Genomic DNA, 12,437 nt, shown 5'->3' with positions numbered 1-12,437 from the left:
CGTGCAGTACCGCCGGGACATTGGCAGGGAGCAGGAAGTCCGCGCCCCAGGTGGGCTGCGGGCTTGCCTGCCAGGTGGCAACCCACTCCGATGCCATTGCAGGGGTGGGCGTCAGGGCCGTGCCTGCCGCAAGCGCCAGGCCGAGCATGGCCGCCAGATAAGCCTTGGGAACTGTTTTCATGGGTTTTCTCATTGGATGAATTCAAAGACCGTCTAGAGAAAAATTATGAATTCAAAGATTAGTCCGGCATAGACTCTCCAGCGGAACATCATTTGTGCGTTGATCTCATCGAGGAGCGGCCGTGGCCCGTCTGGAAGTCAATCGCTCCGGCGAACTGGAAGTGTTCGTGCGGGTCATCGAACTGGGCGGTTTTTCCGCCGCCGCCCGCGCCTGCGGCATGACGCCGTCGGCGGTCAGCAAGCTGGTGGCGCGCCTGGAGCAGCGCCTGGGTGCGCGGCTGGTGAATCGCTCCACGCGCCAACTGCAGATCACCGCCGAAGGCTGCGCGTTCTACGAGCGCGGCGTGCGCATCCTGGCCGATCTGGAGGACGCCGAACGCTGCGCCGGCGAGCACGCCACGCCGCGTGGCCGCTTGCGCGTCAATGCCAACGTGCCGTTCGGGCATCACTTCCTGCTGCCGCTGGCACCGGAGTTCCTGGCCCGCCATCCCGACGTGAGCCTGGACATCGTGCTGACCGACGAAGTCATCGACATCCTGGAGCAGCGCACCGACGTGGCGGTGCGCGCCGGCCCGCTCAAAAGCTCGAACCTGGTGGCTCGCAAGCTGGGCGCCACGCGCATGATGATCGTCGCCACGCCAGCTTATCTCGCGCGCCACGGCGCGCCGACCACGCCGGAGCAATTGCGCACCCACAACCGCCTGGGCCCCAACCATGTGCGCGCGCAGCCGGGCTGGCCGCTGCGCCATGCAGGCAAGGATGTGGTGCTGCCGGTCACCGGCAACGCCCAGGCCAGCGATGGCGCGGCATTGCATCGTCTGGTCCTGGCCGGGCTGGGGCTGGCGCGTCTGGCGGCTTTCCAGGTGCGCGACGACCTTGCCGCCGGCCGGCTGCTGCCGGTGCTGGAAGACTGCAATCCCGGCGATGTCGAGGAAGTTCACGCCGTCTATGTCGGGCAAGGCGGCTACCTGCCGCTGCGCGTGCGGGCTTTTCTGGATTTCCTGGCCGAACGGGTGGATCTCGGAGCCGCGTAAGGCGCGCAAGACAAGGGACAGCCGTCCGGCATTTCCCCGCGCCCCGTACCCTGCAGGCCGGCCTCAACGGCCGACAGCGGACATCGTCAGGGACGAGCCTCAGTCGTCCAGCTGTATCCTGCGCCCCTGCTTGGACGGATGCTGGGGCCGGTGATGGCCCACAGCGTACGGATCATCGTCATCAGATAGGAGCGCCGCTCGGCGCCGTAAAGCGCGAAGTGGAACCGCACGTTGGCGCGCAGGATGCGCGTCACGTCGCCCGCGGCTTTGGCCAGCTGCAGCTCGGCGTGAATGCGCTCGAGTTCGGCAATGACTTCTGGCGTCCATTCGTGCATGGCATTGGTCGCGGCCATGATTTCCAGCTTGGTGCGGATGGCGCGCACTTCGGCCAGCTGCTCGACCGACGGAATCGGCACGCGCACGCTGAAACCGCGCTGGCCCATCAGGATGTCCTGGGCCACCAGCTGCAGCAGCGCCTCGCGTATCGGCGCCAAGGATTGGCCGAATACGCCGCGCTCGCGCAGATCTGTCTTGGCAGGCAGCGAGCGCCACGGCCTGAAGGCATGCGCGTCAACGCGGCGGCATCCTACCCTTGGGCCGAGGCGCGGCCCGTATCGTTGATCCCAGAGCCGCATCCCGCGGGCAGAACGAAAGTCTCACGCACTTTCAAGTTCATGCCGATGAGATGCGCATTCGAAGCAATCGCTTATCAACCACACAGAAAAGAGCTGACCATGGCCATTAGCACCATCCTTTTGATCATCCTCATTCTGCTGCTCGTCGGAGCACTGCCGTCCTGGCCACACAGCCGCAGCTGGGGCTATGCTCCCAGCGGCGTGCTGGGCCTGGTGGTGGTGGTCCTGATCGTCCTGCTGCTCATGGGCCGCTTATAACCTCAGGAAAAAAGCCCCCCGGTGCCATGCGCCGGGGGGCTTTTTGCATTCCGCATCCAGGCCTGCGCCGCGCGCCTGGGTCAATGCAGGTGGGCCAACTGGTTCTTGCGCGCCTGCTTGACTTCATACATCGCGGCATCGGCGGCCTGCAGTGCCTGCACTGCATTGTGGCTGCCCGGAGACACGCCTAGCACGCCGACGCTCGCGCCGTCGTAGTGCATGCGCAGCGGGCCCAGTTGATAGTCGCCGCGCGTCGCCTGGAACACCCTTTTCTCGAACGCCTGCGCGGCATCGCCCAGCATGTCGAGCTTTTCGGGCCCCAGCGCCACCACGACGAATTCGTCTCCGCCCAGGCGCGCCGCAAGATCCTCGGCACGCAGCAGATTGCGCAGGCGCTCGGCCAGCGCAATCAGAAACTGGTCACCCACATCATGTCCATAGGTGTCGTTGATGGCCTTGAAACCATCGAGATCGATGAACGCCACCAGCACGGCCATGCCGCGGCGCGAACCCTGCTCCAGCAGCCGGGTCAATGCTTGGTGCAGCGCGCGCCGGTTCGCCAGCGCCGTCAGCGGATCGGTATTCGCATAGGTACTGAGGCGCGAGTTGGCTTCCACCAGCCGCTGCACCAGCAATTCGCGCTCGACCTGCTGGGCGATCAGGGTCGCGAACAGCGACAGCACATGGCGAGCCTGCTCCGGCAGCTCATGCCGCGCCGAACTCGCGGCGCACAGCGTGCCGTACAAGGCACCATCGGCCAGACGCACGGGCGTGCTCAGATAGGTCTGGATCTGCAGCGCGCGCGCGGCGTCCGAATCGCCCCAGCGCAGGCCGACATCGTCGGCGAACGGCTGTGCCTCGTCGAGCGCGCGTTTGCACAGCGTGTCGCCCCAGGCCACCGACAAGCCCTCGGGAATCTGCATCTCGCAGGTGTTGCGCGCATAAAGCACATGCTGAAGATTGCGCTGCAGGTCGATGGTCGTCAGATAAGTCGATTCCATGCCGGTGACGGACACCAGCATTTCCAGCAACGGCCGCGACAGCTCTTCCAGTGTTTTGGCCGAGCTGACCGTCTCGGACAGGTGATCAAGTAAAGGCTCCATGCCGCCATTATTGTCTTATGGACGACACATGCGCTGTAACCGGCTGTCAGTCCAGGCGGCGGGCCCATTGCCGGCCCGCCCCACACGCGGCTTATGCGCCGCGCACCATCGCCATGATCTTGGCGGTATTCAGGCCGCGTGCGGTCTCCTGCATCTGCGGCAGATAGCGCGACTGCAGGTCGCGGCCGTCCTTCATCACATGCTGGTACGCGTCCTTGAGCATGTCGGTGGACAGCGTGCGCCCGCCCGCGTAGTACTGATTGGCCACATGGCCCAGCGCGTAGGTCGACGCAAAGCTCATGCCGCTGCTCACCGCCTGGCGCCCCACGCCGCCAAACAAGCCCTTGCCGGCCTTGCCCAGCAGTCCGCTGAGCAGCTTGCGTCCGGCCTCTTCGAGGTACTGCGAGGTCAGCCCCACGCCCAGCGCGCCGAGCAGGTCCTTGATGTGGCCGCGATCGAGTTCATAGCCATAGCTCTGGCCGATCTGATAGACCAGGCGCATCTGCAGCGGAATGATGGCCAGGGTCGACAGGTTCTCGGGCAGCAGCTCGATCGCGCCGTTCATGATCGACGACTTCAGGATCTTGCTGTCCATCTCCGCCGCCGAGAGCGTGCCAGGGCGGCGCTGCGCCGCCGTCGTGGGCAAGGCATCCACAGCGGCCGGGTGCGGCACTGCCACGCCCTGGGGCAATGGCGCCTCGGCCAAAGCCGTCGATTGCAGCGGCGCATCGGCCACGCTGCGCGCCTGCACATCGAAGCTGTCATCGGCCCGGCCCCAGGCCGTGCCGACAGCCGCCGTCGCTGCAGCAGCGGCGGCCACCGGTGCGGCCGCGCCGCCCATGCCCCAGGCCTGTCGCACCTGGGCCAGGAAAGCTTCTTCCTTGGAACTGGTCTGGCCATCGGCATCGCAGACGCAGACTGCCATCTCGTAGGCGAGTTGACGCGATTCCGTACTGGTCAGGCGCGCCAGCACGTCGGTCAGCTGCACCCTGCGCAGCAGCACGTCCTGGTACAGGCCGGGCAGATTCACGGCCTGGTCGCCTGCGAGTCCTTCCGCGACCTGGCGGATCTGCTCGCGTTCACGGTCGTGCTTTTCTCCATCGGCAAACGAGGCCAGCAGGCACAGGGTCAGGGTCGCGCGAATTTCGTCGTGTGTCATGGATGCTTCAGCTCCTGGATGGATAACAAGGGGTTGGAGCCCCAAGCGGGCCCGGGGTTCCTCGATTTACAGGGTAAAGCAAAGTTTCGTGGTCGCCAGGCCCAATCCCGGCGCGCGGTGATGGAACCGAAGGCACGGCGCCGTGACGAAGTAGCCATGGATGGCGGCCAGACGCTGCAATGCTCAAGACGGCCCGACGCCAGCACCTTGCGGAGACCCAACCAATGACAGCACAGGACAGCAGACGCGCGCGATTCGAAGCCTGGGTGGCGCAATACCATCCGGCCGCACCGCTGGACCGGATTCCCTCACGGCCGGACGAGTACGACGGCATTCTTGCCGCCTGGACCTGGGCCGCCTGGCAGGCCGCAAGCGCCCTGCCCTCGGCGCAGCCCGAGCCGGCGGCCTGCATCTACCAGGTTCAGACCTTGGTGCCCGACAGCCTTGAGACCACCAGGGTCGCGCTGTATCGGCCGCTGAGCCCGGGCACCTTGCTCTATACCGCCAGCGTACTGCCGCCGCCTGCGGCAAGAAGCCATTCGGCCAGCGCCATGCAACTGGCCTGCGTGCGCGGTGGCGGCGCATTCCGGCAATCCGTGACGGATTCACCCATCAGTTGAACAACGGGAGAAAGGAGAAAGGCGCTGGAGATGGTTCCTGCCATCACCAGCGCCTTGATGTTCGCCCGCGGTCCGCGGCGCCTACCAGGGCACGAACATCGCGATCAACAGGAACACCAGCACCGCTCCAATGATCGTCATGGCGCGGGATGTGAAGAAGCTGCTGCGAAACGATGCATCGCGCTTGGCCTGGGTTTTATCGGGGGGAGTGTTCATGTTTCAAACTTGTGTAGCATGCGGTCCGCGCACTGGGTTGCAGTCGCGCGGGCAAGAACGGATCGGCGATTGGCGAAATGAAAAAGCCCCCGCCGCAGTTGCAACGGGGGCCCGGGCGGGTCCGGCTAGATCGGACCGGCCCGTTATTTTTTGGCGATATCCTTGGCAACTTCCTTCACATCGCCGACGGCCTTCTGTGTCTTGCCTTCGACCTGCTTGGCGACGCCCTTGGCTTGTTGCTCGGGGCTGTTGAACACTTCACCCGCCTTTTGCTGAACCTTGCCAGCTGCATCCTTGATAGCGCCTGTGACTTGATCTTTGTTCATGGTGTTTTCCTTTATCGCTTGGACCGTCTTGACGGCCCATGGGTTGAAGTACCCATGAAGGATGCCTTGCCTGAGCGAGGATGACGGTAGGAACAAAAGAGGATGGGACGTGGGCATTGGCTTACGTCCCGGCTGGTCAAGACGCGCCTGCCCCCACACAGCCCTGCAGGCGTTCATCCTTCATGTCATAGCGCGCCGGTGCCAGCAGCGCCACCAGGCCGCAGCCCAGCGCGCCCTGCCAGTGCAGGTAGTCATGGCCGCTGGCATATTCCCGTTGCGTGACCGACAGGCCGCGCGCGCGCAGGATGTCGGCCAGCGCGCGGTTGGTTTCAAGAATGCCTTCGCGCCCGCCGCGCCCGGTCTCGTACCAGCCGGCATCGAGATAGAAGCGCACCGCGGGAACGGGTGCGGGCAGCGCCTGCCAGGCGCGCTGCATCCAGCCCGGCGCTTCGCCCGGCGGCGCCCACCAGTAAGAGCCCGAAAGGCTCAGCACATTGCCAAAAAGCTCGGGGTGGGTCAGGCCCAGATAGGACGACACCAGTCCGCCATAGCTGCTGCCCGCGACCACGGTGCGCCGCGCGGTCTGCGCCAGGCCCTGGCTGCGGGCCCAGGGCATCAGTTCCTCGGCTATGAAGCGCGCGAACCGCGGGTTGGGCGGCAGTTCGGCGTCGCGCGCCTCGGGGCTGGCATTGCCGACAATCACCGCCGCCACGGGAGGCAGCAGGCCGTCGGCCACCAGGTTGTCGAGAATGCGCGGCGTGGGCACATCGTGCACATAGGCATGGGCATCGAACAGCACCAGCAGCGCCTGGGGATCGGCGCCCGCCGGCACATAGGTCCAGACATCGCGGCGATTGCCGAGAATGCCGCTGTCCACGCTGTGGCGCGTGAGCTTTCCCTGCGGCACGCCGGCACGGGTCTGGACCCAGGGCTGCGGCGGCGCCTGCGCCAGCACCAGACTGGAGCGGCCCTGGAAGCGGTCCTGCGCGCCGCTCCAGGGCCGGGCGGGAAACGGCTGGCGATTGAGCGGGTCGCGCTGCATCGTGGCCAGCACCATGCGCCGCTGCTGCGCGGCCTGCGCCGCGGGCAGCTGCGGCACATCGGGCGCAAAGGCATAGCTCAGATGGGAGCGCGGATCCATGACCGCCGAAGTCCACCAGACATCGCTGCCGGCCAGGCGCTGCAGCGGATTGTGATTGCCGCTGGGGCTGCCGAACAGGCGCACATTGGTGTTGCCCTGATCGCGCCACACAAAACTCACCAGCACCTTGCCGTCCGCCCAGGGCTCTACCCAGGGTGTGCCGCGCTGCTGTGCCTCGCGCCAGAACGCCTGCGTGGCCGCCGCGCCCTCACCGCGCGCCAGCGCCTGCTGCAAGGCCGCCAGGCGCGCGCCCATCTGGGCCTTCTCCGCGGGCAGCGGCTGCGGCCCCGCGCTGGCCCAGCTGTTGAGCACCCGCAGATCGTAGGCCAGCGGCTTTGCCCCCGGCTGTGCGGGCGTGACCCACAGCTGCTCCTGCTGTGCGCCCTGGCTGAACCAGGTCGCGGTCTGCACGCCGCGGCCGTTCTCGGCCAGCCGGCGCAGATGGCGGCCCTGCGCGTCGCGCAGATCCAGATGCAGGCCGGCGCCGGCAAAGCGCAGCTGCAGCACATGCTTGGCCGGCAGATCCAGCGCCAGCGGCCGCGCCTGCAGCACCTCGCCGTGCACGCCCGGCAGCAGCGGCGCATCCGCCTCGGCGGCCCCTGCCAGACTGCAGGTCGCGGCCAGCAACACGGCGGCGCAATGCGCCGCCCAAGGAGTGTGTGTCATGTTCAGAAATCCACCGTGGCCGACAGCAGCAGCGTACGCGGCGCGCCCACGGTCATGAAGTTGTCGTTGAAGGCCCCGGCCCAGTACTGGCGGTCGAAGACATTCTGCAGATTGGCGCGCCAGGTCACGGCGTGGCCCGAAACGCGGCTCGCATAGCGCACGCCGGCGTCAAAGCGCGTCCAGGCCGGGGCCTGCAGCGTATTGCCGGAGTTGACCTGCTGCGCGCCGGTATGCACCATGCGGCCCGACAGCGCCAGGCCGGTCACGGCCGGAACGGCCCACTCCGCCGCGAGGTTCGCGGTCCAGCGCGGCACGCCGTAGACGTCCTTGCCATCCTTGAGCCCGCCCTGGGTCCGGGTCTGCTTGGCCTGGGTGTACGAGATGCCGCCCAGCAGCGTCCAGGCCGGCGCCAGCTTGCCCGACACCGTCCATTCCGCGCCGCGGTTGCGCTGCTCACCGTCTTCGACCAGGCTGGGCAAGGCCACGCCGGCGGTCGTGACCGAGATCGCCGAGGGCTTGCTGATCTGGAACAGCGAGAAAGTGTGCAGCCAGTCGGCGGTCTGCCACTTCACGCCCGCCTCCAATTGCTGCGTCTTGTAGGGCGCCAGCGTCTGGCCGGCGTTGGCATAGCCAGCGGCCACGGTGGTGCCCGCGCTCAGGCCTTCGATGTAGTTGCCGTACAGCGCCAGCTGCTCGCCCCAGGGCCTGGCAACAATGCCCAGCATGGGCGTGGTGGCCTGCTTGTCGTAGCCGGCCATCTTCTGCTGCACCTGCTGCAGGCGCAGGCCGGCCGTCACCGCCAGCTTGCCGTCGGCAAGGCGCAGCGTGTCGGCCAGCGCATAGCTGGTGATGACGTTCTCGCGCTCCTGCTTGTAGGCCGTGCTTTCGTTGGCCACCACAGTCTTGTAGGTGGGGTTGTAGAGGTCGCTCACGTAGCTGGCCGTGGGAATGCCGCCCTTGGCGTTGAGCGCCCGTCCGCCTTCCTGGCGCAGCTGGTTCATCGACAGCACCAGTTCGTGTTCCACGGCGCCGGTGCGCAGGCGCCCGCGCAGGCCGGCGTCACCCGTCCAGCTGCGCGTGAAGCCGTATTGCTGGTAGTTCTGGGTGTTGAGCGTGTGGCCGTCGGCCTGCAGGATGCCGCGCGTGCCGTTGAGCATCCCGGTATAGGCATGCTCGGCCCAGCCCAGGCTGGCATAGGCGCGCCAGTCATCGGACAGATCGACGCTGCCGCGCAGCATCGCGCCATCGCTTTGCTGCTCGGCATTCATGCCGCGGAAATGGTTGAGGCCGGCATCGGGCGCGGCCACCATGCGGCCCACCGTCGCAAAGCCCACCATTAGCGGGCTGCCGTTGGCAATGTGCGAACGGTAGCTGTAGGCATCCAGGCCCAGCGACCAGCGGTCGCCCTGGTAGTCCAGCGCCAGCGCGCCCAGGCGCTTGCGCCGCTTCTGGTCGTCGATATCGGTTTCGCCGCTGGCCATGCTGCCGTTGACGCGTATGCCCAGGCGGCGCTCGGGGCCGAAACGGCGCGAGACATCGGCGTGCACGCCCAGCTGCGAGCCCGAGGCATAGGAGGTGGTCACCTGGGCACGGTCATCGACCGTGGGGCGCTTGGTGACGACGTTCACCACGCCGCCGACCGCGCCGCCGGGCGTCATGCCGTTGAGCAGCGCGCCCGGACCCTTGAGCACTTCCACGCGCTCGATCATTTCGGTTGGAATATGCGCGTCGGGCGCAATGCCGTACAGGCCGTTGAAGCCGACTTCCGTGGCGTTGACTTCCAGCCCGCGGATGGTGAAGTTCTCGTAGGCATGGCCGGTGTTGGTGGAAAAGCGCACCGAGGGGTCGTTTTCCAGCACCGCGGCCACCGTGGCGCTTTGCTGGTCGGCAATCAGCTTTTGCGTGTAGGAAGTGATGTTGAACGGCGTGTCCAGGGCATCGCGCTGGCCCAGCAGGCCCAGCCCCGCGCCCTTGGCCACCTGCCCTCCGGCGGCCGCCGCCGGCAGCGCCTGGCCGTCGTGCTGGGCCTGGACCTTGATTTCCTCGAGAGTGGCCTGGGCCAATGCGCCTGTGGCGCTGAAACTGAGCACGCCGGCCAGCGCCAGCACATGGGGGGACAGCAGCCCGCGGGCCAGCCGCGGGGGGGAGAAATGCAAAGGGGAGCGCATGCGATGCAAGGGCCGGAACGGCCATTAAAATACTGAATGAGAATCATTATTACACGCAGTCACGGGTTTACCATGAGGATGCGGAAAAACGCCATGCGGCCCGGCGCTGCCTGCTACAGGCGCAGCCGCCCCGCAGACCGTCAGCGCATCACCAGGCCGCCATCGACAAAAAGCACCTGGCCCGTCATGAAGCCGCTGAGCTCCGACGCCAGGAACAGCACCGGCCCGGCCACGTCTTCGGGGCTCGCGAGCCGGCGCAGCGGCGTGGCCGCCATCAGCGATTCTCGAAACGATTCCTTGGTGTTGTGCGTGCCCTGCGTGGGATAGACCAGGCCGGGAGCGACGCAGTTGACGCGTATGCCCACGGGCCCGAGCTCGCTCGCCAGATTGCGGCTGAACGCCACCAGCGCCGACTTGGCCGTCGTGTAGTCGTGGTAGGGCACGACCGGGTGCTCGACCAGATTGCTGACGATGTTGACGATGCTGCCGCGCGCGCGCCGGCGCATCTGCGGCAGCACGGCGCTGCAGACGTTGAACGCCGCGCCCACGGCGCCGTCGAACTGCGCCTGGTAGTCGCTCCATTCGAGCGCATCGAAATGGCTGCGGCGCTCGGGGTCGAACGCATAGGGCCGGAAAGCGTTGTTGACCACGATGTCGATGGCCCCGGCGTCGCGCACGATGGCCTCGACCATGGCCTGCACCGCGGGCCTGGAGCCCACATCAGCCTTCACCGCCCAGGCGTCGCCGCCCGCAGCGGTGCAGGCGGCCACCGTCTGCGCCGCAGCCGCGTCGTTGGACAGATGGTTGATGGCCACGCTCGCGCCCTGGCGCGCGAAAGCGACGGCAATGGCCGCGCCTATGCCCCGGCTCGCGCCCGTGACCAGCACCACCTTGCCGCGCAGATCCATTACCGAATCCTGCACCATTTCAGGCCCCTGGAATCAGGCTGGTATCCACCACGTCGGACATCTTGAGCTGGCGTTGCACCAGTCCCAGCGCGCGGTAGGTGTCGGCGCCCTTTTGCAGTGCCACCAGATCGAAGCTGCCCAGGCGCGGCGCCGCGCCCTTGGCCTGCTGCGTGGGCAGCGAGGACGCATTGCGCAGACGGATCACGTCGAGATTGATCTCGCGGTTGGTGCCGTCGATCGCGTGCTTGCCGGCCAGCTGCGCGGCTTCTTCCGGGTTGGCGATCATCCAGGCCGCGCTGTCGCGGTAGCCCTGCAGGAAAGCCTTGAGCAGTTCCTTCTTCTGGCGCAGCACTTCCTCGCGCACCACGAACATGTCGCTGGAAATGTTGAGGTGGTCGCGCACCTGCATGATGTTGACTTCGCCAATGCCCTTGCGCAGGCCCACGGCCAGCCCGGTGTCGGTGGCGGCCGTGGCATCGACCTGGCCTTGCATCAGCGGCGCGAAGTTGAGCAGTCCGGTGACGACGATCTGCACATCCGACTCCTTGAGGCCGGCCTGGTGCAGCATCACCAGCAGGTTCTGGCGCGTGCCGCTGGCCAGGCTGTAGACGCCGATCTTCTTGCCCTTGAGATCAGCGGGCTTCTGGATGCCCGACGACTTGAGCGCGACCACGTTGAACACGTTCTGCGGGTAGATGTCGTAGATCGCGACCAGCTTCTCGCCCTTGTCGAGCGCCATGAAGAACGAACCCGGGTCGGTGAACGCCACGTCGCCCTGGCCGCTGAGAATGTTGCGTATCGCATCGCCGCCGCCCGCGCCCGGCAGATAGGTCAGCTCCACGCCTTGCGCCTTGAAGAAGCCCTTGTCGGGTTCGGCGAGGATATTGGTGATCTCGCTGATGGGCTTGCTCCAGCCCGCCAGGCGGATCTTGCCCTGCACGTTGGCGGCGCCGGCCGTGCCCGCCAGGGTCAGGCCGGCCAGGCCGCCCAGCAGGCTGCGGCGGGAAATGAACGAAGACGGGGTGTGCATTGCAGTCATGGCGATCAGGATTTTTCGCGCGCGCGCGCGGTGGACGAAAGAGGAAAGGCGTGGGAGCGCAGCAGCCGGCGCTCGAGCAGCATGCAGCCCTGGTACAGCAGCAGGCCTATGGCCGCGATGATGACCAGCGCCGCGAACATCAAGGTGGTGTCCATCATTCCCTGGGCGGCGATCACCACGGCGCCCAGGCCGCGGCTCGCGCCCATGAACTCGGCAACCACCACGCCGACCAGCGCCAGCACCACGGCCACGCGCAGACCCGCGAGAATGGCCGGCAGGCCCGTGGGAAGCTTCAGGCGCAGCAGCGTCTGCAGGCGCGTCGCGCCCAGCATGCGAAACAGCTGCAGCCGCTGGGCATCGACCTGGCGCAGGCCGGTCAGCGTGTTTTCCATCAATGGGAAGAAGCAGATCAGCGCGGTGATCAGCACCGTGGGCAGCAGGCCGAAGCCAAACCACAGCACGAACAGCGGCGCGAGCGCCAGCTTGGGAACGACCTGGCTGACCACCACATAGGGCTTGAGCACGCGCTCGAGCAGGGCCGACTCCGCCAGCGCCATGCCGGCGAACAAGCCGATCAGACCGCCCGCTGCCAGGCCGAGAACCAGCGCCTGCAGCGTGGCCGCTATATGCGGCCAGAAATAGCCCGAAGCCAGTCCCGACCATAGCGCCGCCGCCACGGCAGACGGCGCGGGCAGCACCAGCGCCGACAGGCCCGACGCGCGCACGGTCAGCTCCCACAGTGCCAGCAAGATGAGCAGCAGCGCCGCGGCCATGAGCCGCGCCTGAAACGGCGTCGGATTCATGCGGCGGTCCTGTCCATGGCGGCGCGCACGCGCGCGCAGTAGGCGTTGAATTCAGGGCCGTGGCGCATGGCCTGCACGCGCGGCGCCGGCAGCGTGATTTCGATGTCGTCGACGATGCGCCCGCCATGCATCAGCGCGATGCGGTCGCCCAGATACACGGCCTCGTTGATGTCGTGCGTCA

At 66.9% G+C, this 12,437-nt stretch carries 13 protein-coding genes and 2 pseudogenes; 3 read left to right on the top strand and 12 right to left on the bottom strand.

What is annotated here, in order from left to right:
- Positions 1-181, bottom strand: a pseudogene (locus tag RR928_RS21760) (SGNH/GDSL hydrolase family protein); the annotation flags it as partial.
- A gap of 121 nt (positions 182-302) precedes the next feature.
- Between RR928_RS21760 and RR928_RS21755 the strand changes: the two are divergent.
- Positions 303-1,214, top strand: a complete 912-nt coding sequence (locus RR928_RS21755) for a LysR family transcriptional regulator (protein WP_332538589.1) — start codon at positions 303-305, stop codon at positions 1,212-1,214.
- Positions 1,215-1,300: 86 nt separating this feature from the next.
- Here RR928_RS21755 and RR928_RS21750 read toward each other — a convergent pair whose 3' ends face one another.
- Positions 1,301-1,708: a GntR family transcriptional regulator gene (locus RR928_RS21750; protein ID WP_332684213.1), complete on the bottom strand. Its 408-nt coding sequence runs from the start codon at positions 1,706-1,708 to the stop codon at positions 1,301-1,303.
- A gap of 240 nt (positions 1,709-1,948) precedes the next feature.
- Here RR928_RS21750 and RR928_RS21745 point away from each other — a divergent pair, with 240 nt between their 5' ends.
- Entirely contained in the window at positions 1,949-2,107 is a 159-nt protein-coding gene (locus RR928_RS21745; RefSeq protein ID WP_213300558.1) for a DUF3309 family protein, read from the top strand.
- A gap of 80 nt (positions 2,108-2,187) precedes the next feature.
- On the opposite strand, the gene RR928_RS21740 is transcribed toward RR928_RS21745, so the two are convergent.
- Together RR928_RS21740 and RR928_RS21735 are read right to left on the bottom strand one after the other, a co-directional pair.
- Entirely contained in the window at positions 2,188-3,210 is a 1,023-nt protein-coding gene (locus RR928_RS21740) for a sensor domain-containing diguanylate cyclase (protein ID WP_332538586.1), read from the bottom strand.
- 91 nt (positions 3,211-3,301) lie between these two features.
- A complete protein-coding gene (locus RR928_RS21735) occupies positions 3,302-4,369 on the bottom strand; it encodes a TerB family tellurite resistance protein (protein ID WP_332538584.1) in 1,068 nt (355 codons plus the stop codon).
- 179 nt (positions 4,370-4,548) lie between these two features.
- Here RR928_RS21735 and RR928_RS21730 point away from each other — a divergent pair, with 179 nt between their 5' ends.
- A complete protein-coding gene (locus RR928_RS21730) occupies positions 4,549-4,989 on the top strand; it encodes a hypothetical protein (protein WP_332538583.1) in 441 nt (146 codons plus the stop codon).
- A gap of 81 nt (positions 4,990-5,070) precedes the next feature.
- On the opposite strand, the gene RR928_RS21725 is transcribed toward RR928_RS21730, so the two are convergent.
- From RR928_RS21725 to RR928_RS21690, 8 genes and pseudogenes are all read right to left on the bottom strand, one after another.
- Positions 5,071-5,205, bottom strand: a complete 135-nt coding sequence (locus RR928_RS21725) for a hypothetical protein (protein WP_332538582.1) — start codon at positions 5,203-5,205, stop codon at positions 5,071-5,073.
- Between the two features lie 143 nt (positions 5,206-5,348).
- A complete protein-coding gene (locus RR928_RS21720) occupies positions 5,349-5,531 on the bottom strand; it encodes a CsbD family protein (protein WP_332538580.1) in 183 nt (60 codons plus the stop codon).
- Between the two features lie 136 nt (positions 5,532-5,667).
- Complete coding sequence (fes, locus tag RR928_RS21715) at positions 5,668-7,338, bottom strand: enterochelin esterase (protein ID WP_332684208.1); 1,671 nt, start codon at positions 7,336-7,338, stop codon at positions 5,668-5,670.
- A 2-nt stretch (positions 7,339-7,340) separates the two neighbouring features.
- Entirely contained in the window at positions 7,341-9,506 is a 2,166-nt protein-coding gene (locus tag RR928_RS21710) for a TonB-dependent receptor (RefSeq protein WP_332684206.1), read from the bottom strand.
- A 140-nt stretch (positions 9,507-9,646) separates the two neighbouring features.
- On the bottom strand, positions 9,647-10,414 hold the full coding sequence (locus tag RR928_RS21705; protein ID WP_442881524.1) for an SDR family oxidoreductase: 768 nt from the start codon (positions 10,412-10,414) through the stop codon (positions 9,647-9,649).
- 19 nt (positions 10,415-10,433) lie between these two features.
- Positions 10,434-11,444 (bottom strand): ABC transporter substrate-binding protein, encoded by a 1,011-nt coding sequence (locus RR928_RS21700; RefSeq protein ID WP_332684219.1) that lies wholly within the window; start codon positions 11,442-11,444, stop codon positions 10,434-10,436.
- A 14-nt stretch (positions 11,445-11,458) separates the two neighbouring features.
- Entirely contained in the window at positions 11,459-12,256 is a 798-nt protein-coding gene (locus tag RR928_RS21695) for an ABC transporter permease (protein WP_332538574.1), read from the bottom strand.
- Positions 12,253-12,437, bottom strand: a pseudogene (locus RR928_RS21690) (ABC transporter ATP-binding protein); the annotation flags it as partial. The gene RR928_RS21695 and the pseudogene RR928_RS21690, both read right to left, overlap by 4 nt.

The organism is Comamonas sp., assembly GCF_036666375.1.
In the GTDB taxonomy this organism is placed as follows: domain Bacteria; phylum Pseudomonadota; class Gammaproteobacteria; order Burkholderiales; family Burkholderiaceae_C; genus Comamonas.
Note: the sequence above shows the minus strand (reverse complement) of the source record. Positions and strands in the feature narration are given on the sequence as shown.

What these genes read in the sequence shown, in the direction of transcription:
- RR928_RS21710 (WP_332684206.1), bottom strand. Translation starts at nt 9,506, where the DNA reads ATGCGCTCCCCTTTGCATTTCTCCCCCCCGCGGCTGGCCCGCGGGCTG.
- RR928_RS21735 (WP_332538584.1), bottom strand. Translation starts at nt 4,369, where the DNA reads ATGACACACGACGAAATTCGCGCGACCCTGACCCTGTGCCTGCTGGCC.
- RR928_RS21720 (WP_332538580.1), bottom strand. Translation starts at nt 5,531, where the DNA reads ATGAACAAAGATCAAGTCACAGGCGCTATCAAGGATGCAGCTGGCAAG.
- RR928_RS21695 (WP_332538574.1), bottom strand. Translation starts at nt 12,256, where the DNA reads ATGAATCCGACGCCGTTTCAGGCGCGGCTCATGGCCGCGGCGCTGCTG.
- RR928_RS21740 (WP_332538586.1), bottom strand. Translation starts at nt 3,210, where the DNA reads ATGGAGCCTTTACTTGATCACCTGTCCGAGACGGTCAGCTCGGCCAAA.
- RR928_RS21725 (WP_332538582.1), bottom strand. Translation starts at nt 5,205, where the DNA reads ATGAACACTCCCCCCGATAAAACCCAGGCCAAGCGCGATGCATCGTTT.
- RR928_RS21705 (WP_442881524.1), bottom strand. Translation starts at nt 10,414, where the DNA reads ATGGATCTGCGCGGCAAGGTGGTGCTGGTCACGGGCGCGAGCCGGGGC.
- RR928_RS21700 (WP_332684219.1), bottom strand. Translation starts at nt 11,444, where the DNA reads ATGCACACCCCGTCTTCGTTCATTTCCCGCCGCAGCCTGCTGGGCGGC.
- RR928_RS21745 (WP_213300558.1), top strand. Translation starts at nt 1,949, where the DNA reads ATGGCCATTAGCACCATCCTTTTGATCATCCTCATTCTGCTGCTCGTC.
- RR928_RS21730 (WP_332538583.1), top strand. Translation starts at nt 4,549, where the DNA reads ATGCTCAAGACGGCCCGACGCCAGCACCTTGCGGAGACCCAACCAATG.
- fes (WP_332684208.1), bottom strand. Translation starts at nt 7,338, where the DNA reads ATGACACACACTCCTTGGGCGGCGCATTGCGCCGCCGTGTTGCTGGCC.